18 protein-coding genes are annotated in these 19,606 nt (G+C 67.6%); 11 read left to right on the top strand and 7 right to left on the bottom strand.

Going from position 1 to position 19,606, the window contains the following annotated elements; translation table 11 throughout:
• Positions 1 to 86: 86 nt before the first annotated feature.
• On the bottom strand, positions 87 to 620 hold the full coding sequence (locus LMJ29_RS03255; RefSeq protein ID WP_229603999.1) for a TRAP transporter small permease: 534 nt from the start codon (positions 618 to 620) through the stop codon (positions 87 to 89).
• Between the two features lie 6 nt (positions 621 to 626).
• A complete protein-coding gene (locus LMJ29_RS03250; RefSeq protein ID WP_229603997.1) occupies positions 627 to 1,649 on the bottom strand; it encodes a TRAP transporter substrate-binding protein in 1,023 nt (340 codons plus the stop codon).
• A 607-nt stretch (positions 1,650 to 2,256) separates the two neighbouring features.
• Here LMJ29_RS03250 and LMJ29_RS03245 point away from each other — a divergent pair.
• Positions 2,257 to 3,501 (top strand): OprD family porin, encoded by a 1,245-nt coding sequence (locus LMJ29_RS03245; protein ID WP_229603995.1) that lies wholly within the window; start codon positions 2,257 to 2,259, stop codon positions 3,499 to 3,501.
• A gap of 66 nt (positions 3,502 to 3,567) precedes the next feature.
• Here the strand turns inward: LMJ29_RS03245 and hpaA are convergent, their stop codons facing one another.
• Positions 3,568 to 4,476, bottom strand: a complete 909-nt coding sequence (gene hpaA / locus LMJ29_RS03240) for a 4-hydroxyphenylacetate catabolism regulatory protein HpaA (protein WP_229603993.1) — start codon at positions 4,474 to 4,476, stop codon at positions 3,568 to 3,570.
• A gap of 200 nt (positions 4,477 to 4,676) precedes the next feature.
• On the opposite strand from hpaA, the gene LMJ29_RS03235 reads away from it, so the two are divergent.
• From LMJ29_RS03235 to LMJ29_RS03190, 10 genes are all read left to right on the top strand, one after another.
• Positions 4,677 to 5,426 (top strand): fumarylacetoacetate hydrolase family protein, encoded by a 750-nt coding sequence (locus tag LMJ29_RS03235; protein ID WP_229603991.1) that lies wholly within the window; start codon positions 4,677 to 4,679, stop codon positions 5,424 to 5,426.
• 11 nt (positions 5,427 to 5,437) lie between these two features.
• A complete protein-coding gene (locus LMJ29_RS03230) occupies positions 5,438 to 6,217 on the top strand; it encodes a fumarylacetoacetate hydrolase family protein (protein ID WP_229603989.1) in 780 nt (259 codons plus the stop codon).
• A 10-nt stretch (positions 6,218 to 6,227) separates the two neighbouring features.
• Positions 6,228 to 7,688: a 5-carboxymethyl-2-hydroxymuconate semialdehyde dehydrogenase gene (gene hpaE, locus LMJ29_RS03225; RefSeq protein ID WP_229603987.1), complete on the top strand. Its 1,461-nt coding sequence runs from the start codon at positions 6,228 to 6,230 to the stop codon at positions 7,686 to 7,688.
• Positions 7,689 to 7,823: 135 nt separating this feature from the next.
• On the top strand, positions 7,824 to 8,744 hold the full coding sequence (hpaD, locus tag LMJ29_RS03220) for a 3,4-dihydroxyphenylacetate 2,3-dioxygenase (RefSeq protein WP_229603986.1): 921 nt from the start codon (positions 7,824 to 7,826) through the stop codon (positions 8,742 to 8,744).
• 11 nt (positions 8,745 to 8,755) lie between these two features.
• Positions 8,756 to 9,166, top strand: coding sequence for a 5-carboxymethyl-2-hydroxymuconate Delta-isomerase (locus LMJ29_RS03215; protein WP_229603984.1), 411 nt, complete (start codon positions 8,756 to 8,758; stop codon positions 9,164 to 9,166).
• A gap of 7 nt (positions 9,167 to 9,173) precedes the next feature.
• Positions 9,174 to 9,977 (top strand): 2-oxo-hept-4-ene-1,7-dioate hydratase, encoded by an 804-nt coding sequence (gene hpaH / locus LMJ29_RS03210; RefSeq protein ID WP_229603982.1) that lies wholly within the window; start codon positions 9,174 to 9,176, stop codon positions 9,975 to 9,977.
• Between the two features lie 9 nt (positions 9,978 to 9,986).
• Complete coding sequence (gene hpaI / locus LMJ29_RS03205; protein WP_229603981.1) at positions 9,987 to 10,790, top strand: 4-hydroxy-2-oxoheptanedioate aldolase; 804 nt, start codon at positions 9,987 to 9,989, stop codon at positions 10,788 to 10,790.
• Positions 10,791 to 10,811: 21 nt separating this feature from the next.
• Positions 10,812 to 12,266 (top strand): NADP-dependent succinate-semialdehyde dehydrogenase, encoded by a 1,455-nt coding sequence (gene gabD / locus LMJ29_RS03200; protein ID WP_229603979.1) that lies wholly within the window; start codon positions 10,812 to 10,814, stop codon positions 12,264 to 12,266.
• 81 nt (positions 12,267 to 12,347) lie between these two features.
• Complete coding sequence (gene hpaR, locus LMJ29_RS03195; RefSeq protein ID WP_229603977.1) at positions 12,348 to 12,809, top strand: homoprotocatechuate degradation operon regulator HpaR; 462 nt, start codon at positions 12,348 to 12,350, stop codon at positions 12,807 to 12,809.
• A 180-nt stretch (positions 12,810 to 12,989) separates the two neighbouring features.
• Positions 12,990 to 13,421 (top strand): GlcG/HbpS family heme-binding protein, encoded by a 432-nt coding sequence (locus LMJ29_RS03190; RefSeq protein ID WP_229603976.1) that lies wholly within the window; start codon positions 12,990 to 12,992, stop codon positions 13,419 to 13,421.
• Between the two features lie 101 nt (positions 13,422 to 13,522).
• On the opposite strand, the gene LMJ29_RS03185 is transcribed toward LMJ29_RS03190, so the two are convergent.
• The 4 genes from LMJ29_RS03185 to LMJ29_RS03170 form a co-directional block, all read right to left on the bottom strand.
• Positions 13,523 to 14,446: an SPFH domain-containing protein gene (locus LMJ29_RS03185; RefSeq protein WP_229603974.1), complete on the bottom strand. Its 924-nt coding sequence runs from the start codon at positions 14,444 to 14,446 to the stop codon at positions 13,523 to 13,525.
• A gap of 130 nt (positions 14,447 to 14,576) precedes the next feature.
• Positions 14,577 to 16,361: a GspE/PulE family protein gene (locus tag LMJ29_RS03180; protein WP_229603973.1), complete on the bottom strand. Its 1,785-nt coding sequence runs from the start codon at positions 16,359 to 16,361 to the stop codon at positions 14,577 to 14,579.
• Between the two features lie 166 nt (positions 16,362 to 16,527).
• Positions 16,528 to 17,889 (bottom strand): CYTH domain-containing protein, encoded by a 1,362-nt coding sequence (locus LMJ29_RS03175; RefSeq protein ID WP_229603971.1) that lies wholly within the window; start codon positions 17,887 to 17,889, stop codon positions 16,528 to 16,530.
• 92 nt (positions 17,890 to 17,981) lie between these two features.
• Positions 17,982 to 19,454: an inorganic phosphate transporter gene (locus LMJ29_RS03170; RefSeq protein ID WP_229603969.1), complete on the bottom strand. Its 1,473-nt coding sequence runs from the start codon at positions 19,452 to 19,454 to the stop codon at positions 17,982 to 17,984.
• Between the last annotated feature and the right edge of the window lie 152 nt (positions 19,455 to 19,606).

The raw sequence follows: 19,606 nt of genomic DNA, 5'->3' as shown, positions 1-19,606 counted from the left end.
GACCAGCATGGTGATGCCGATGTGCACGCGCAGCACCAGCAGGGTCATGGTGATGGCCAGGGCGAGCAGGCCGAGAGTCAGACCGCTCATGCGCGACCTCCGAGACGGGCGAGGATGTCGGCGATGCGCGCCAGCGCGCACAGCGCCAGGAGGATCAGGCTGGGGACGATCAGGGTCAGCGGAATCCACAACGGGATCGACAGCAGGGTGGTGACGTCGCCGTACTCGTGGTTCTCCAGCACCTGCAGGCCGGTGCGCCAGGCCAGCAGCAGGGCGGCGAGGCCGCACAGCAGATGGGCGAACGCATCGAGCAGGGCCTGGGCGCGGGTGGGCAGCCAGGAGGTGAAGGCGTCGACCTTGATATGGGTGCCGCGCAGCTCGCACAGCGGCAGGAAGGCGGCGATGGCGATGGAGGCGCCGACCTCCATCAGCTCGATGTCGCCGCGGATCGGCATGGCGAACAGCTTGCGGCCGACGATGGAGACCAGGGACATGGCGATGAGCAGCAGCAGGACCAGGCCGCCGGCCAGGGCGAAGCCCTGGGTGACGGCGTACAGGGCACGGCGGCAGGCGCCGTGCTCCGTGGTCAGGCCGCTTTCGAACGAGAGCGACTCTTGCATGATGGATTACCGGGTAGCGGAGGACAGGTTGCGGGCGCCTTCGACCAGCGCCTTGCCGTCAATTCCCTTCTCGCCGACTTCCTTGATCCACGCGTCGGCGACGCCGGCGGTCGCATCCTGCATGCCCTTGTAGGCGGCCGCGTCGATGGCCACCAGGCCGCTGGCCGGGGTGGCGCTGCGCGCCGCATCCATCGCCTTGTCCCAGGCGGCGGAGAAGCGCTCGGAGAGGGCCTTGCCGCTGTTGCGCTCGATGATTTCCTGCAGGTCCTTGGGCATGCCGTCGAACTTCTGCTGGTTCATCAGCATGGTCAGCACGGTGTAGCCGAAGGCCGGCTGATCGGCCGGAGTGGCGCTGTGGTACTGGGTGACCTCGTTGAGCTTGGTGGCCGGGACCACTTCCCAGGAGGCCAGGGCGCCGTCGACCACGCCCTTGGAGATGGCCTCGGTCATCTGCGCCGGCGGCATGCTCACCGGCGTGGCGCCGAGGGCTTCGACGGTCTTCGCCGCGGTGCGGCTGGAGGCGCGCAGCTTCAGGCCGGACAGGTCGGCGAGAGTCTTCACCGGCTTGCCGTTGGTGTGCAGGTCCATACCGCCGTCGCCGTGGACGACCAGCACCTTGTAGCCCTTGAAGTCCTCCTTGGCGTACTGCTCGTAGAACTGCCAGATGATGTCGTTACCGGCCTTGCCGCCGTAAGGCAGCATGAACGGCAGCTCCAGCGCCTCGACGCGCGGGAACTTGCCGGCGGAATAGGCCGGGGCGGTCCAGACGATGTCGGCCACGCCGTTGCGCGCCATGTCGGCCAGCTTGGCGGGCGTGCCACCCAGTTGCATCGACGGGAACAGCTGGCACTTGAGGCGGTCGTTGGACTCCTGGCGCAGCTGCTCGCACCAGGGCTCGATGATGTTGACCTGGGTGTTGGAGGTGGACGGCAGGAAGTGGGCCACCTTGAGGGTGTAGCTGTCGGCCGCCTGGGCGGCGCCGGCGATACCGAGGGATACAGCGAGGGCAACGAGGTTCAAGGTACGCATGGGGGTCTCCCGTTTTTTGTTGTACCCAAATTAGTAACATGTTAATCGAGCGATTGCATCAAGTTTCTGCGGGCGATCCGTCGGATGCTCGCGGGCGGTGGTGAATGCTCGACTGCGGGGCGCCGATGAGGTCCGCTGCAGGGGGCGAGGCCTGCAGCCGCCGGGCCTCGCGCGCACTAGGCGAAGAGGCTGGAATGCGCCTTTGGTAGGAGTTGTTGGCGGCGCGTTCATCGTCACCCGACTGCCGTTGTCTCGTCGGCGACGAAGCCTGGCGAGCGCGCCCTGGGCGCGGGCGGCGGGCGGCAGAAGCGTTTCGTTAATAAGTTAACGCAGCCATGCTCGGCCAGGAGGGGGGTAGCGTCAAGTCATCCGAAAGGAGGGGGGCGGGGTGCTTGGCGCTGCAAAAAAAGGTCGGCAGGCTTGACCCCACGGTGTTTTTACGATTTTTTGACGGGGTCGATCCGGGAGCTGCCGCAGCCGTGGCCGCAGGTTTTGTGTTGTTAACATCTTAACCTGATGGTAAAAGGCGCTCCTGCCCGTCGTACTGTTGCCGGATGGCGGGCATTACTCGATCGATCATAAAAAGTCCCCTGGAGACATAAAAAGAATGATCAGGATCTCTCAGCGCTCTAAGCTGGCTTTGAGCGTTATCGCTGCAAGCATTGCCCTTCCTTCCGTTGCGCAGGCCGCTTTTGTCGAGGACAGCAAGGCGTCCCTCGAGCTGCGCAACATGTATCTGAACCGCGATGCCCGTGATGGCACCATTTCGGGTCAGTCTTACGGCGAAACCTGGGCGCAGGGCTTCATCGCCAAGTTCGAGTCCGGCTACACCGGCGGCCCGATCGGCTTCGGCGTCGATGCCATCGGCATGCTGGGCATCAAGCTGGACTCCAGCAAGGGCAATACCATCGGCAACATGCTGCCGGTGGGTGCCGATGGCGTGCCGGACGACGAGTACAGCGAGCTGGGCCTGACCGCCAAGGCGCGCGTTTCCAAGACCGAACTGAAGGTTGGCACCCTGCAGCCGCTGCTGCCGGTCGCCCAGTACAACAACACCCGCCTGCTGCCGGGCACCTACACCGGTGGCATGCTGACCTCGCAGGAAATCGCCGGCCTGACCCTGAATGCCGGTCGCCTGACCGAGTTCAATGCGCGCGACTCCAGCAATAACGAGGAGTTCGCCTCCAATATCGACAACTTCGACTTTGCCGGTGGCAGCTACGCCTTCAATCAGCAGCTGACCGCCAGCTACTACTACGGCGACTATGACAACGCCTACCAGCAACACTTCGGTGGCCTGGTGTACAAGCTGCCGCTGGGCGAGGGGCTGAGCCTGACCTCCGACCTGCGCTACTTCAACACCCAGGATCAGGACGACGAGGCCCTCGGTCTGATCGACAACGACATGTACCAGGGCATGTTCACCCTGGCTGTCGGTGCGCACAAGTTCGGCGCGGGTTATCAAAGCCTGTCCGGCGACGGTAACTTCCCGTTCATCGCCGGTGGCGACCCGTTCAGCATCAACCTGGTGACCTACCAGACCTTCACCACTCAGGAAACCGATGCCTGGCAGGTGCGCTACGACTACGACTTCGCCTCCCTCGGCGTTCCGGGCCTGACCTTCATGACCCGCTACGTCAACGGCGACAACATCGACACGGCTGCCAGCGACGACGGCAAGGCGTGGGAGCGTGACAGCGACCTGGTCTACACCCTGCAGAGCGGCTCGCTGAAAGGCCTGCGCTTCCACCTGCGCAACGTGACCTACCGTGCCAGTGACGTGAGCGGCACCGTCGGTCGCGATGTCGACGAAAACCGCGTGATCATCAGCTACACCCTGCCGCTGCTCTAAGCTCCGCAGAGTCCGGCTGAAGAAAAGGCCCGCCCTCACCGGCGGGCCTTTTTCGTTGGTGCAATCCTACTCGCTGCGCTCGCCCTCGCGGCCGCGGTACTCGCTGGGCGTCACGCCGGCCTCGCGGCTGAAGAAGCGGGTGAAGTAGGCCGGATCCTTGAAACCGAGCGTGTAGCCGATCTCGTTCACCGAGCTGGCGGTGAACAGCAGCAGGCGCCTGGCCTCCTGCATCAGCCGTTCGTGAACCAGGCGCTTGGACGGCAGGTCGGCGATGCGCCGGCAGATGTCGTTGAGGCGCGCCTCGGTGACGCCCATCGCCTGCGCGTAGTGCGACAGCGGCCAGTGCTCGCGGTAGTGATCCTCGATCAGCGCATTGAAGCGGTGGAAGATCTGCAGATTGTCGTGGCGCACGTGCTGGTTCTTCACCGGCTCGGCGGCCAGGCGCAGCAACGTGATGAAGATCAGCTGGGTCAGCGCCTGCAGGCTGGCCTCGCGGCCCGGCAGGTGGGCGGCGAACTCGGCGGCGAGCATCTCGAACAGGCGGTTGAGACGCTCGATCTCGGCGGCGTAGCTGGCGTCCAGCGAGTTGAGCGCCACGCAGGTCGGCGACACCAGGCGCGGCTCGCCGCCCTGGTTGAGGTGCGCCTCGAGCAGCGGCCAGACCAGCTGCTGGCGCACGGTCAGCACATGACCTTCACTGTCGGGGAGCGTGACGAAGGCGTGCGGGATGGTCGGCGGGGTGAGGAAGAATAGCGGGGCGTTCTCGCTGTACTGGCGGTCGTCCAGGTACACCCGCGCCGCGCCGCTGGTCACGTAGTGGACCTGGAAGAAGCGGTCGTGGCGGTGCACCGGCATGTTGCGCCCGAAGAAGTCGGCCAGCTTGCCCAGCGCCTCGTAGTGGACGTCCTCGTGGGCGTATCTTTGGTCGTAGACCTGGCCGATGTTGATGTTCGGAATCGGCTCGTTATCCCGCATGTTTCGGGCTCTCCCGGCTGTCTGGGCCTGCCTGCATGATACCGCGCGCGGCGGTTCGTCGATCAGGGACTTGACCATGGTTAACATGTTAATTATAAAGTTCACATGTTAATCGGCCGTCAAGCGACGGCATGGTCACGGTGAGCACCGGATCCCGCCCCGGGGCCGGATCCATCAACTGGTCTGTGGAGAAAGCTGGCATGCGCCGAGCGATGATTGAAGTGGACGGCAAGGTCCTCGAGGCGACGGTTGACGACAACGGTCAGCCGTTCGTGAACGGCCAGGCCGTCAAGCCTGACGCCTGGAAGGCCCCGTTCGGCGGCACCGTGTTCGGTATCGCGCTGAACTACCAGGGTCTGCTCGACAGCAAGCTGGCCGAGTTCAACCAGGACCCGTACAAGACCCCGCCGAAGACCCCGGTGCTGTACATCAAGACCCCGAACACCGTGGTCGGCCATGAGGGCAGCATCGTCTTCCCGGCCGGCGTCGACGCCATCCAGGCGGGACCTGCGCTGGGCGTGGTGATCGGCAAGCGCGCCAGCCGCGTGTCCGAGGCCGAGGCGCTGAGCTACGTCGGCGGCTACACCGCGGTCAACGAGGTGACCCTGCCGGAAGTCAGCTTCTACCGCCCGGCGGTCAAGGCCAAGTGCCGCGACACCTTCTGCCCGGTCGGCCCGGTGGTGGTCGACGCTGCCGACATCAAGGATCCGCACGCGCTGGCGATCAAGCTGCTGGTCAACGGCGAGGTCCGCCAGCAGAACAGCACCGCCAACTTCGTGCGTTCGATTCCCGAGCTGATCAGCTTCCTCAGCCAGTTCATGACCTTCGAGCCGGGCGATCTGATCATCACCGGCGTACCGGAAGGCCGCGTCGACCTCAAGGTCGGCGACCAGGTCGAAGTCGAAATCGAAGGCGTTGGCCGCCTCAGCAACACCGTGGTCGCGGAATAAGGAGCCGGAACATGAAACACGCACGCATCCGTTACCAGGGCGAAGTCCACAACGTCGCCGTCGAGGACAACAACGTCGTCCGTCTCGCCGACGGCACCCTTCTGGGCGAAGAGCAGGTCGAGTGGCTGGCGCCGGCCACCGGCAGCATGTTCGCCCTCGGCCTGAACTACGCCGACCACGCCGCCGAGCTGGCGTTCAAGGCGCCGACCGAGCCGCTGGTGTTCATCAAGGCGCCGAACACCTACACCGGCCACCGCCAGATCACCTGGCGCCCGGACAACGTCGCCTACATGCACTACGAGTGCGAGCTGGTGGCGGTGATCGGCAAGACCGCGCGCAACGTCAAGCGCGAGGACGCCCTGGACTACGTCGCCGGCTACACCGTCTGCAACGACTACGCCATCCGCGACTACCTGGAGAACTACTACCGGCCGAACCTGCGGGTGAAGAACCGCGACTGCACCACCCCGGTCGGCCCGTACATCATCGACCGCGAGCAGATCGCCGATCCGCAGAACCTCAAGCTGCGCACCTGGATCAACGGCGAGCTGCGCCAGGAAGGCTCCACCAAGGACATGATCTTCGACATCCCCTTCCTGATCGAATACCTGTCCGCGTTCATGACCCTGCAGCCGGGCGACATGATCGCCACCGGCACCCCGGAAGGCCTGGCCGACGTCAAGCCGGGCGACGAGGTGGTCGTGGAAGTGGAGGGCGTCGGTCGCCTCGTCAACACCATCGTCAGCGAAGCCGATTTCTTCGCTGCCAAGAATGCCGCAGCAGCGCAGTGAGGTTAGAACAATGATCAAGCACTGGATCAATGGCCGCGAGGTCGAGAGCAAAGCAGTCTTCGAGAACCTGAACCCGGCCACCGGCGAGGTGATCGGCGAGGTGGCCAGCGGCGGCGCCGAGGAAATCGCCCAGGCCGTGGCCGCGGCCAAGGAAGCCTTCCCCAAGTGGGCCAACACCCCGGCCAAGGAGCGCGCCAAGCTGATGCGCAAGCTGGGCGAGCTGATCGACCAGAACGTGCCCAAGCTGGCTGAGCTGGAAACCCTGGACACCGGCCTGCCGATCCACCAGACCAAGAACGTGCTGATCCCGCGCGCCTCGCACAACTTCGAGTTCTTCGCCGAGGTCTGCACCCGCATGGACGGTCACACCTACCCGGTGGACGACCAGATGCTCAACTACACCCTGTACCAGCCGGTCGGCGTGTGTGGCCTGGTGTCGCCGTGGAACGTGCCGTTCATGACCGCCACCTGGAAGACCGCGCCGTGCCTGGCGCTGGGCAACACCGCGGTGCTGAAGATGTCCGAGCTGTCGCCGCTGACCGCCAACGAGCTGGGCCGCCTGGCCCTGGAAGCCGGCATCCCGGCCGGCGTGCTCAACGTGGTGCAGGGCTACGGCGCCACCGCCGGCGACGCCCTGGTCCGCCATCCGGACGTGCGCGCCATCTCCTTCACCGGCGGCACCTCCACCGGCAAGAAGATCATGGAAACCGCCGGCTTGAAGAAGTACTCCATGGAGCTGGGCGGCAAGTCGCCGGTGCTGATCTTCGACGACGCCGACCTCGGTCGCGCCCTCGACGCCGCGCTGTTCACCATCTTCTCGCTGAACGGCGAGCGCTGCACCGCCGGCAGCCGGATCTTCATCCAGGAGACCGTCTACGACCAGTTCGTCGCCGAGTTCGCCGCCCGCGCCAAGCGCCTGATTGTCGGCGATCCGCAGGATCCGAAGACCCAGGTCGGCTCGATGATCACCCAGGCGCACTACGACAAGGTCACCGGCTACATCAAGATCGGTATGGAAGAGGGCGCCAACCTGGTCGCCGGCGGCCTGGAGCGTCCGGCCAACCTGCCGGCGCACCTGGCCAAGGGCAACTTCATCCAGCCGACCGTGTTCGCCGACGTCGACAACCGTATGCGCATCGCCCAGGAAGAGATCTTCGGCCCGGTGGTGTGCCTGATGAAGTTCAAGGACGAGGCCGAGGCGCTGCGCCTGGCCAACGACGTCGAGTACGGCCTGGCCTCCTACATCTGGACCCAGGACATCGGCAAGGCCCACCGCCTGGCCCGCGGCATCGAGGCCGGCATGGTGTTCATCAACAGCCAGAACGTGCGCGACCTGCGTCAGCCGTTCGGCGGCGTGAAGGCCTCGGGTACCGGTCGCGAAGGCGGTGCGTACAGCTTCGAGGTGTTCGCCGAGATCAAGAACGTGTGCATCTCCATGGGCAGCCACCACATCCCGCGCTGGGGCGTGTAAGGCGATCCCCGGCGGCCGACTGACGGCCGCCTGCGTCGAAGCGGGCAGCTCCCGGCGGGGACTGCCCGTTTTCGGCCCTGCAAACCCGAATCATCGCCGCGTGCGCCGCGCGCGCCGGCCAACCGGAGAACCGTCATGGGCAAACTCGCTCTGGCTGCCAAGATCACCCACGTTCCCTCCATGTACGTGTCCGAGCTGCCCGGCCCGAAACAGGGCTTCCGCAAGCCGGCCATCGACGGCCACATCGAGATCGGCCGGCGCTGCCGCGAACTGGGCGTGGACACCATCGTGGTGTTCGACACCCACTGGCTGGTCAACGCCAACTACCACGTCAACTGCGGTCCGCACTTCAAGGGCCTGTACACCAGCAACGAGCTGCCGCACTTCATCAGCAACATGGAGTACGAGTTCCCCGGCAATCCGGAGCTGGGCCGCCTGCTGGCCGCCGAATGCAACCGCCTGGGCGTGGAGACCATGGCCCACGACGCCACCACCCTGGCGCCGGAGTACGGCACCCTGGTGCCGATGCGCTACATGAACGCCGACCAGCACTTCAAGGTGATCTCGGTCTCGGCGCTGTGCACCTCCCACTATCTCCACGACAGCGCGCGCCTGGGCTGGGCCATGCGCAAGGCGGTCGAAGAGCACTACGACGGCACCGTCGCCTTCCTGGCCAGCGGCTCGCTGTCGCACCGCTTCGCGCAGAACGGCCAGGCGCCGGAATTCGCCACCAGGATCTGGAGCCCGTTCCTGGAAACCCTCGACCACAGCGTGATCCGCATGTGGCAGGACGGCGACTGGGAAACCTTCTGCGCCATGCTGCCGGAGTACGCGGTCAAGGGCCACGGCGAAGGCTTCATGCACGACACCGCGATGCTGCTCGGCGCGCTGGGCTGGTCGAAGTACGACGGCAAGGCCGAGGTGATCACTCCCTACTTCGCCGCCTCCGGCACCGGCCAGATCAACGCCATCTTCCCGGTCACCCCGCAGGACGGCTCGACCATTCCCGCGGCGCAGGCCTCCAACCCGGCCTTCGTCGCCGCCAGCCGCCTGTAAGGAGCGCCGCCATGCCCCATCTGGTCCTCTACTACAGCCCGGACATCGAACGCGATGCCGACATCCAGGGCCTGTGCCGCGCGCTGGCCGACTGCATGCTCGAGCAGCGCGACGAGAGCGGCCGCCAGGTGTTCCCCACCGGCGGCACCCGCGTGCTGGCCTACCCGGCGGCGTACGCCGCGATCGCCGACGGCCAGGGCGACTACGGCTTCCTCTACGCCAACCTGCGCATGGGCGCCGGCCGCAGTGCGGCGGTGCACCAGCAGGTCGGCACCAACCTGCTGGCGGTGCTGCGCGCTCGCCTCGACGGCCTGCTCGCCCAGCGCCCGATCGGCGTGACCCTGCAGATCGACGAAAGCACCGCGCAGGTCTTCGACGCCAAGCACAGCAGCCTGCACCCCCTGTTCACCAAGAATTCCTGAGGTTCCCATGCTCGACGCCAGCATCATCCAGCAAGCCGCCGAACGCCTCGACGCCGCCGAGCGCAGCGGCGAGCAGATCCGCCAGTTCTCCCTGGAGTACCCGGGCATCACCATCGAGGACGCCTACGCCATCCAGCGCGCCTGGGTGTCGAAGAAGATCGACGGCGGCCGCAAGCTGATCGGCCACAAGATCGGCCTGACCTCGCGCGCCATGCAGGTGTCCTCCAACATCACCGAGCCGGACTACGGCGCGCTGCTCGACGACATGCAGTTCGAGGAAGGCTCCGACATCCCGGCCAGCCGCTTCATCGTGCCGCGCGTCGAGGTCGAGCTGGCGTTCATCCTCGGCAAGCCGCTCAAGGGCCCGAACTGCACCCTCTTCGACGTGCTCGACGCCACCGAGTACGTGATCCCGGCGCTGGAGATCATCGACGCGCGCATCCATCAGGTCGACCCGCAGAGCGGGGTGACCCGCAAGGTGTTCGACACCATCTCCGACAACGCCGCCAACGCCGGCATCGTCCTCGGCGGCCGCGCCGTCCGTCCGCACGACGTCGACCTGCGCCGCGTGCCGGCGATCCTCTACCGCAACGGCGTGATCGAGGAGTCCGGGGTGTCCGCCGCGGTGCTCAACCACCCGGCCAAGGGCGTGGCCTGGCTGGCCAACAAGCTGGCCCCCTACGGCGTGACCCTGGAGCCGGGGCAGATCATCCTCGGCGGCTCGTTCACCCGTCCGGTGGCGGCCAAGGCCGGCGACACCTTCCATGTCGACTATGACATGCTGGGTTCGATCTCCTGCCGCTTCGTCTGAGGACCCGCCATGCAGATGCCCGTCAACACCTTCAAGCAGCGCCTGAGCTTTGATCAGCAGATCGGTCTGTGGGTCGGCCTGGCCGACCCGTACTGCGCGGAACTGGCGGCCAACGCCGGTTTCGACTGGCTGCTGCTCGACGCCGAGCACGCGCCCAACGACCTGCGCGCGCTGCTCGGCCAGCTGCAGGCGGTGGCGGCCTACCCGAGCCACCCGATCGTCCGTCCGCCGGTCGGCGATGCGGTGCTGATCAAGCAGCTGCTCGACATCGGCGCGCAGACCCTGCTGGTGCCGATGGTCGAACGCGCCGAGCAGGCCGAGGAGCTGGTGCGCGCCATGCACTACCCGCCCAAGGGCATCCGTGGCGTCGGCGCCGCCCTGGCGCGCGCCTCGCGCTGGAACAACATCCCCACCTACCTGGCCGAGGCCGACGCGCAGATGTGCCTGCTGGTTCAGGTGGAGAGCCTCAAGGGCCTGGAGAACCTCGACGCCATCGCCGCGGTCGAGGGCGTCGACGGCGTGTTCATCGGCCCGGCCGACCTGTCGGCGGCCATGGGCCACCGCGGCAACCCAGGCCACCCGGAGGTGCAGGCCGCCATCGAGGACGCCATCGCGCGCATCCGCGCCGCCGGCAAGGCCGCCGGCATCCTCAGTGCCGACGAGAAGCTGGCCCGCCGCTACCTGGAGCTGGGCTGCTCGTTCGTCGCCGTGGGCGTCGACACCAGCCTGCTGATGCGCTCGCTGAAGAACCTCGCTACCAGCTTCAAGGGAACTGCCCCGGCGCCGGTCGCGCCCGGCAGCAGCGTCTACTGACTTCCTTTCGAGAGATTCGCCATGCAACTGACCGATAGCACCCTGCTGCGTACCCAGGCCTTCATCGGCGGGGAGTGGGTCGACGCCGACAACGGCGCCACCTTCGCAGTCACCAACCCGGCCGACCTGTCGCCGATCTGTTCCGTCGCCGCCGTCGGCGCCGCCGAAACCGCGCGGGCCATCGCCGCCGCCGAGGCCGCCCTGCCGGCCTGGCGCGAGAAGACCGCCAAGGAGCGCTCGGCGCTGCTGCGCAAGTGGTTCGAGCTGATGATGGCCAACCAGGAAGACCTGGCCCGCCTGCTCAGCTGGGAACAGGGCAAGCCGCTGGCCGAGAGCCGCGGCGAGATCGCCTACGGCGCGAGCTTCATCGAGTGGTTCGCCGAGGAGGCCAAGCGCGTCTACGGCGACGTGATCCCGCACGACAAGCAGGGCCGCCGCCTGGTGGTGATCAAGCAGCCGATCGGCGTGGTCGCCGCGATCACCCCGTGGAACTTCCCCAACGCGATGATCACCCGCAAGGCCGGCCCGGCGCTGGCCGCCGGCTGCACCATCGTCATCAAGCCGGCCTCGGAGACCCCGCTGTCGGCCCTGGCGCTGGCCGAACTGGCGCAGCGCGCCGGCATCCCCGCCGGCGTGGTCAACGTGGTCACCGGCGACGCCCGCGCCATCGGCGGCGAGCTGACCCGCAACCCGGTGGTGCGCAAGCTGTCGTTCACCGGCTCCACCGGCATCGGCAAGCTGCTGATGGCGCAGTGCGCCGACACCATGAAGAAGGTCAGCATGGAGCTGGGCGGCAACGCCCCGTTCATCGTCTTCGACGACGCCGACCTCGACGCCGCGGTCGCCGGCGCCATGGCCTCCAAGTACCGCAACAGCGGGCAGACCTGCGTGTGCACCAACCGCATCCTGGTCCAGGACGGCGTCTACGACGAGTTCGCCAAGCGTCTGGTCGCCGCGGTCAACGCCCTCAAGGTTGCCCCGGCCCACGAGGAAGGCGCCCAGCAGGGCCCCCTGATCAACGCCAAGGCGGTGATCAAGGTCCAGGAGCACATCGACGACGCGGTGGCCAAGGGCGCCAAGGTGCTTGCCGGCGGCAAGCCGCACGCCCTGGGCGGCAGCTTCTTCGAACCGACCGTGCTCGGCGAGGTGACCCCGGCGATGCTGGTGGCGCGCGACGAGACCTTCGGCCCGCTGGCGCCGATCTTCCGCTTCAAGACCGAGGCCGAGGCCATCGCCATGGCCAACGACACCGAGTTCGGCCTGGCCTCCTACCTGTACACCCGCGACCTCGGCCGCGCCTGGCGGGTCGGCGAGGCGCTGGAGTACGGCATGGTCGGCGTCAACGAGGGCATCATCTCCACCGAGATCGCCCCGTTCGGCGGCATCAAGGAGTCCGGCACCGGCCGCGAGGGCTCGAAGTACGGCATGGACGACTACCTTGAGCTGAAATATATGTGTCTGGGGATCGGTGGCTGAAAGGCCGCCGTTCATCTGTGGTAAAACATGGCGCCGCTCCCTGACGGGGGGCGGCGTTATGTCGTTTCTGGCAGGATCATCATGGCGTCCACCCACAAGCAAGACCCCTCTCTCACCCTGGCGCTGCTGCAGGCGCGCGAAGCGGCGATGAGCTTCTTCCGCCCGCTGCTCAACCAGCACGATCTCACCGAACAGCAGTGGCGGGTGATCCGCATCCTCAGCCAGTACCCGCACGGCGAGCTGGAAAGCCACCAGCTGGCGGAGATGGCCTGCATCCTGCGCCCGAGCATGACCGGCGTGCTGGTGCGCCTGGAGCGCGACGGCCTGGTGCGCCGCTGGAAGCCGGCCAACGACCAGCGCCGCCTGTGCGTCAGCCTGACCCCCAAGGGCGCCGAGCTGTTCGAGGAAATGAGCGGCGAGATGGCCCGCCAGTACAAGGAAATCCAGCGCCAGTTCGGTCCGGAGAACTTCCAGACCCTGATGCGCCTGCTCCAGGAGCTGGGCAAGATCAGTCCCGGCGCCGCGCAGCGCAAGAGCGCCTGAACGCCGGCCGCGGCCTGAGTGCCGCAGGCCTCCGCCGGGCAGGCCGCGCGCTTGCCCCGGTTGATCCGCGTCCTTTCCAGCGAAGTCGCCCGGTCCGTTCCGGGTCCGCCCGATCGTTAGCAGGCTACACGCCGCCGTGCGCCGAGCCGCCCACCTACAAGAAACCGCCGAGGTAATCCGATGTTGCGCAACCAGCCGTCCCTGTCCCTGGATCTCGCCCTGCTGGCCATGCCCGCCGTGCTCGCCGAGGCGCGTAGCCTGGGCGTGCGGGTCAGCGTGTCGATCGTCGATGCGAGCGGCCAGCTGATCCACCTGGCGCACATGGATGGCGCGCCGGCGCCGAGCCGCGACATCGCCCACGACAAGGCCTGGACCGCCGCCGGCTTCGGCGTCGCCACCAGCAGCTGGGAAGAGCGCCTGGCCGGCATGCCCGACAGCGTGCGCACCGGCCTGAGCATGCGTCCGCGCCTCGCGCTGTTCGGCGGTGGCGTGCCGGTGCGGGTCGACGGCGCCAGCGTCGGCGCCATCGGCGTGTCCGGCGCCACCGCGGCGCAGGACGAGCAGTGCGCCCAGGCCGGGGTCAGGGCGATCCTCGAGGCGCTCAGCCAGTAACCGGATGGGGGATGGTTCCCACGCTCCCGCGTGGGAAGCGCAGACGGGCGCTCCGCGCCCAAGGGACGCCGCCGCGTCCCGCTCGCGCTCAGCGCCTCACTTCACGCCTTGCCCTTCTCCCCGAAGGTCGCCTTCACCAGCTCGCCGACGCCGCCCACCGCGCCGATCACCTGGCTGGCCTCCAGCGGCATCAGCACCACCTTGCTGTTGTTGGCGGCGGCCAGCTTGCCGAGGGCGTCGACGTACTTCTGGGCGACGAAGTAGTTGATCGCCTGCACGTTGCCGGCGGCGATCGCCTCCGACACCACGCGGGTCGCCTCGGCTTCCGCCGCGGCGGCGCGCTCGCGGGCCTCGGCCTCGAGGAAGGCGGCCTGGCGCTCGCCCTCGGCGCGCAGGATCGCCGCCTGCTTCTCGCCCTCGGCGGTGAGGATCTCCGCCTGGCGCTTGCCCTCGGCCTCCAGCACCTGGGCGCGCTTCAGGCGCTCGGCACGCATCTGGCTGGACATCGCCTCGACCAGGTCGGCCGGCGGGCTGATGTCCTTGATCTCGATCCGGGTGACCTTGACGCCCCAGGGCGCGGTGGCCTCGTCGACGGTGCGCAGCAGGCGTTCGTTGATGGCGTCGCGCTGGCTGAGCATCTGGTCCAGCTCCATGGAGCCGAGCACGGTGCGGATGTTGGTCATCACCAGGTTGCGGATCGCGTATTCCAGCTCGCTGACCTCGTAGGCCGCCTGCGCGGCGTTGACCACCTGGAAGAAGCACACCGCGTCGATCTGCACCATGGCGTTGTCGGCGCTGATCGCCTCCTGCGGCGGCACGTCGAGCACCCGCTCCATCATGTTGATCTTGTGGCCGATGGTGTCCATCACCGGAACGATGATGTTGAGGCCGGGCTTGAGCGTGTTGGTGTAGCGGCCGAAGCGCTCCACCGTCCACTCGCTGCCCTGCGGCACCACCTTGAAGCCCATGAACACGATGGCCACGGCCAGCGCGACGAACAGCAGCATGACGATTCCGATATCCATCTGGTTCCTTTCCTTGCGTGGGGTGAAATGCAGCGGAGGACGCTGTGCGGACAGCTTGCCATGGACGGGCGGCGCCCGCTCGCCGCACCGGGTAGCAGCCCAGTGGCAGGCGACTAGCAGCCCGATGGGCTCAGCGCTGCTCGCTCTGCGGGGTGACGCGCAGGATCTCCTCGACCGTGGTCAGCCCGCTGGCGACCTTCTGCGCGCCGGACAGACGCAGGCTGCGCATGCCCTCCTTGAACGCCTGGCGGCGCAGCGCGCCGAGGTCGGTGTCGGTGTGGATCAGCTGGCGCAGGCCGTCGCTCATCAGCATGATCTCGTAGACCCCGGCGCGGCCGCGGTAGCCGGTGTCGCGGCACTCGTTGCAGCCCACCGCGCGCATCGCGCCGGCCGGCAGCGCGGCGCTCCACGGCCGGGTCAGCTCCTGCCAGTCGGCGGCGTCGATGACGTGCGGCGCCTTGCAGTGCGGACACAGGGTGCGCACCAGGCGCTGGGCCATCACGCCGAGGATGGTCGCCTTGAGCAGGTAGTGCGGCACGCCCAGTTCGAGCAGGCGGCTGATCGCGCTGGGCGCGTCGTTGGTGTGCAGGGTGGACAGCACCAGGTGGCCGGTGAGCGCCGCCTGGATGGCCATCTCCGCGGTTTCCAGGTCGCGGATCTCGCCGACCATGATGATGTCCGGGTCCTGGCGCATCAGCGCGCGCACGCCGCTGGCGAAGTTCAGGTCAATGTTGTGCTGCACCTGCATCTGGTTGAACGCCGGCTCGATCATCTCGATCGGGTCCTCGATGGTGCAGACGTTCACCTCCTCGGTGGCCAGCTGCTTGAGGGTGGTGTACAGCGTGGTGGTCTTGCCCGAGCCGGTGGGGCCGGTGACCAGGATGATGCCGTTGGGCTGGCCGGTCATGCCCTGCCAGCGCCTGAGGTCGTCGGCGGAGAAGCCCAGCTTGTCGAAGCCCTTGAGCAGCACCTCGGGGTCGAAGATGCGCATCACCAGCTTCTCGCCGAAGGCGGTGGGCAGGGTCGACAGGCGCAGCTCGATCTCGCCGCCGTCGGGGGACTTGGTCTTGATCCGGCCGTCCTGCGGCTTGCGCTTCTCGGCGACGTTCATCCGCCCGAGGCTCTTCAGGCGGCTGACGATGGCCATCACCACCTGCGGCGGGAACTGGTAGACGTTGTGCAGCACGCCGTCGATGCGAAAGCGCACGGTGCCCTGCTCGCGGCGCGGTTCGATGTGGATATCGCTGGCGCGCTGCTGGAAGGCGTACTGGAACAGCCAGTCGACGATGGTGACGATGTGCGCGTCGTTGGCGTCCGGCTCGCCGTCGGCGGCGCCGAGGCTGAGCAACTGCTCGAAGTTGCCGACCCCGCTGATCTTCTGCTCGGAGGCCGAAGCGCCGCTCACCGAGCGGGCCAGGCGGTAGAACTCCTGGGTGAAGCGCTGGATGTCCGCCGGGTTGGCCACCACCCGCTTGATCGAGCGCTTGAGCACGTGGGTGAGGTTGGCCTCCCAGCTGGCGACCAGCGGCTGGGCGCTGGCGATGGTCACGCTCTCGGCGTCCACCGCCACGGCGAGGATCTTGTGGCGCTGGGCGAAGGCGTGCGACATCAGCGGGGTGACCGCGGCGACGTCGATCTTCAGCGGGTCGATGCGCAGGTAGGGCTGCTTGGCGAAGCTCGCCAGCCACTGGGTGAGGCTCTCCAGGTCGAGCTTTTTGCCCGGCTGGGCGCGGTCGTCGACCTGCTGGGCGGCGAGGAACTCCAGCGGGTGCTGCTGGGTGTCCAGCGAGCTGCGGCGGATCGCCAGGCATTGCTCGGCGACCGCCTGGTCGATGCGGCCCTGCTGGATCAGCTCGCGCAGCAGGTCGTTGAGATCGAGCCAGCGGTCATTGGCGGGCGTGGTCATGGCGGTCATCGGATTCCTCGGCCGGGCGTCTGCAGCAGGGCGCCAGAATGCCGGGAAATCCGCGGACTGTCGCCGGGGTGGGTCATGTTTCGGATCGGTGCCGGCGCGGGACGCGGAGCGTCCCGGGCTGTGCTCCCACGCCGGAGCGTGGGAGCGAGCGGATGGGCGGGTGGCGCTACTTCAGCGCCTTCCAGCCCTTGAGCATCCACACCGTCTGCACCTGTTCGGCGCGCGCCTGCAGCACTTCCTCGTCGGCCGGGCGGTTGGCCAGCTCGACCAGCTTGTTGAGCTCGCCGTACAGGCGGTCGGCCTCGGGGATGTCCAGCACGCCACGCGCCAGGCGCAGCCAGGCCTGCATGCGCTCCAGGCGCGGCAGCTGCTCGGCGAGGTCGTAGGGCTGGCGCTGGTAGCGCTCCACCTGCAGGGCGGCGGCCTCCTCGGCGAGGAAGCGCTGCAGCCAGCGGCCAAGGCCGGCGCCACCGATGCGCGCGCCGCGCTCGGTGCGCTTCTCGGTCCAGGCGCGGCCGAGCAGCCAGCGCGAGGTCTGCAGGGAGAACAGCCCCCAGCGCGGATCGTTCAGCTCCTCGGCGAACTGCTCGGGAGCGGCCTGGCGCACGCTGTCGTCGTCCTGGCCGGCCTGCACGTGCGGGCGCCAGTCCTCGAGCAGGGCATCCAGCGTCTCGCGCAGTTCGCGCGAGCTGGCGCGCGGCGCGGCCTGGCCGAGGCTGCCGAGCAGGGCGCGCAGGTCGATCAGCTGTTGCAGCCACTGCTCGAGCAGCTTCCAGTGGCCGTTGAAGCGGTACTGCTCGGCCAGCCGCTGGCTGTTGCCGAGCAGCTGCCAGGCCAGCGCGGCGAAGGCGTCGTCCAGCGGCTGGTCGGCGGTGAGCGCGGGCTCCGGCAGGCTGACGCTGTAGCACGCCGGGTCGAACAGCCGGTAGCCGCGCTCGGCCTTGCTGATGTCGCAGGGCATCAGCGGCAGGCTGGCGGCCAGTTCGGCGGCCAGTTCGAGCAGCGCGGCGGGATCGCCCTCGCGCAGTTCCAGCTCCAGCTCGCAGATCTCCTCTTCCTGCGTGCCGGCGACCACCTTGCCCTGGTCCAGGGCCGCCTCGATCACCACCTTGGCCTTGCCGCGGCCCCAGGCGATCTCGGCCTTGTCGCGGGTGAAGTCGGTGGTGAAGATCGGCTTGAGGCTCTTCTTGTCCAGCTCGGCCAGTTCGGCCGGCCAGCACTCGTCGGTGAGCTTCTTCAGGTCCAGCTTGGCCTTGTCCAGGTGCCAGTCCCACTCGTTGCGCTCGGACAGCCCGGCGACGCTCTGGCCGCGGCTCTTGAGGGTCTGGATGTACTGCTCGCCGTCGCGGCGCAGGCGCAGGGCGACGCGCGCGCGGGCGAGATCGCGCTCGGCGGTGTCGTAGTACTGGTTGAACAGCTCGCCATGCAGCCAGCCGCTCTTGTTGCGCTTCTTCAGCAGCGGGTGCTCGCGCAGGGCGGCGAGGGTGGCGCGGCTGGCGCGCAGCTTGATTTCGGTTTCCTTGGCCATCGTCGACTCGCAGGAGGTTGAGCCGCGCCGGGCGGCCATAACGGGAAAGGGGGCCGAAGCCCCCTCTCACGCGATCGTCACAACATTATCGCTCAGGCGAACAGCTTGCTGCCCAGCCAGAAGAAGCCGGCGGCCAGGGCCATCGACGACGGCAGGGTGAGCACCCAGGCCATCAGGATGGTGCGCACGGTACCGCCCTGCAGACCGCTGCGGTTGGCCACCATGGTGCCGGCCACGCCGGAGGACAGGATGTGGGTGGTCGACACCGGCAGGCTGTAGACGTTGGCCATGCCGATGGCCAGCACGGCGGTGACCTGGGCGCACATGCCCTGGGCGTAGGTCATGCCCTGCTTGCCGATCTTCTCGCCGACGGTGCGCACTACGCGCTTCCAGCCGATCATGGTGCCGACGCCGAGCGCCAGGGCGACGGCGAGGATCACCCAGAACGGGGCGTACTCGGTGGTGGCGGTGAGGTCCTTGCGCAGCTTCTCGAGGTCGGCCTTCTCGGCGGCGGAGATGCCTTGCAGCTTGCCGACCTTCTTCGCCGTGTCGTCGAGGCACAGCAGGTAGCGGCGCACCTCGATGCGGTGCTCGGCGGGCATGTCGCGGTAGTCGGTGATGCCTTCCAGGTCCTTGAGCAGCGCGGCGATGGTCGGCTCGGTGAGCTTGGGATCGCAGCGGAACTGCTTGGGCAGTTCGGTGCCGGCATTCTTGCCGAGGGCCAAGTAGTCCTGCAGCGGCGCGTGGTTGCGCTCGTAGAACTGCTGCAGGTGGATGGCGGCGTCGCGGGTACGCTCGATCTGGTAGGTGGTGCTGCCCTGATCGAGGACGAACTTGGCCGGCACGATACCGATCAGCACCAGCATGATCAGACCGATACCCTTCTGGCCGTCGTTGGAGCCGTGCACGAAGCTCATGCCCATCGCGGAGATGATCAGCACCAGGCGGTTCCAGAACGGCGGATGCTTCTTGCCCTTGTGCTGCGAGCGGATGTGCGGGGTGTCGTGCATCTTGTTGATCGGGAAGCGCTTGCGCAGCGCCAGCAGGAACAGGGCGGCGATGGTGAAGCCGGCCAGCGGCGAGACCACCAGCGACATGGCGATGTCGATGGCCTTCTGCCAGTTGACCCCGTCGGCCACCGAGATGTCGGTGAGCAGCGCGTTGGCCAGGCCCACGCCGAGGATCGAGCCGATCAGGGTGTGCGAGCTGGAGGCCGGGATGCCGAAGTACCAGGTGCCCAGGTTCCAGGTGATGGCCGCGGTGAGCAGGGCGAACACCATCACCAGGCCGCGCCCGGTATCGACGTTGATCAGCAGTTCCACCGGCAGCAGGTGGACGATGGCGTAGGCCACCCCGACGCCGCCGAGCAGCACGCCGAGGAAGTTGAAGATGCCCGAGAAGATCACTGCCAGGTGCGGCGGCATCGCGTTGGTGTAGATCACCGTGGCTACCGCGTTGGCGGTGTCATGGAAACCGTTGATGAACTCGAAACTGAGGACGAAGAAGAGGGCGAGGATCAGGCTGACCACGACCCATGCATCCAGTCCGCTGAAGAGATCGAACATGAAGGTTTTCTTGCGGTTCTGTTGGGGGGCGCGATTATGCCAGATGGCGGAGGCCGGCGTATTGCCATCTGCCGGGAGGGCCCCCATCCCAGATGTGGCATGGCGCCGCTGGCGGCGTCCGCGGGCGCGGCGGTTCCCCCGGCGACCCCCGC

The organism is Pseudomonas oryzagri, from assembly GCF_020831405.1.
Lineage (GTDB): Bacteria > Pseudomonadota > Gammaproteobacteria > Pseudomonadales > Pseudomonadaceae > Geopseudomonas > Geopseudomonas oryzagri.
Note: the sequence above shows the minus strand (reverse complement) of the source record. Positions and strands in the feature narration are given on the sequence as shown.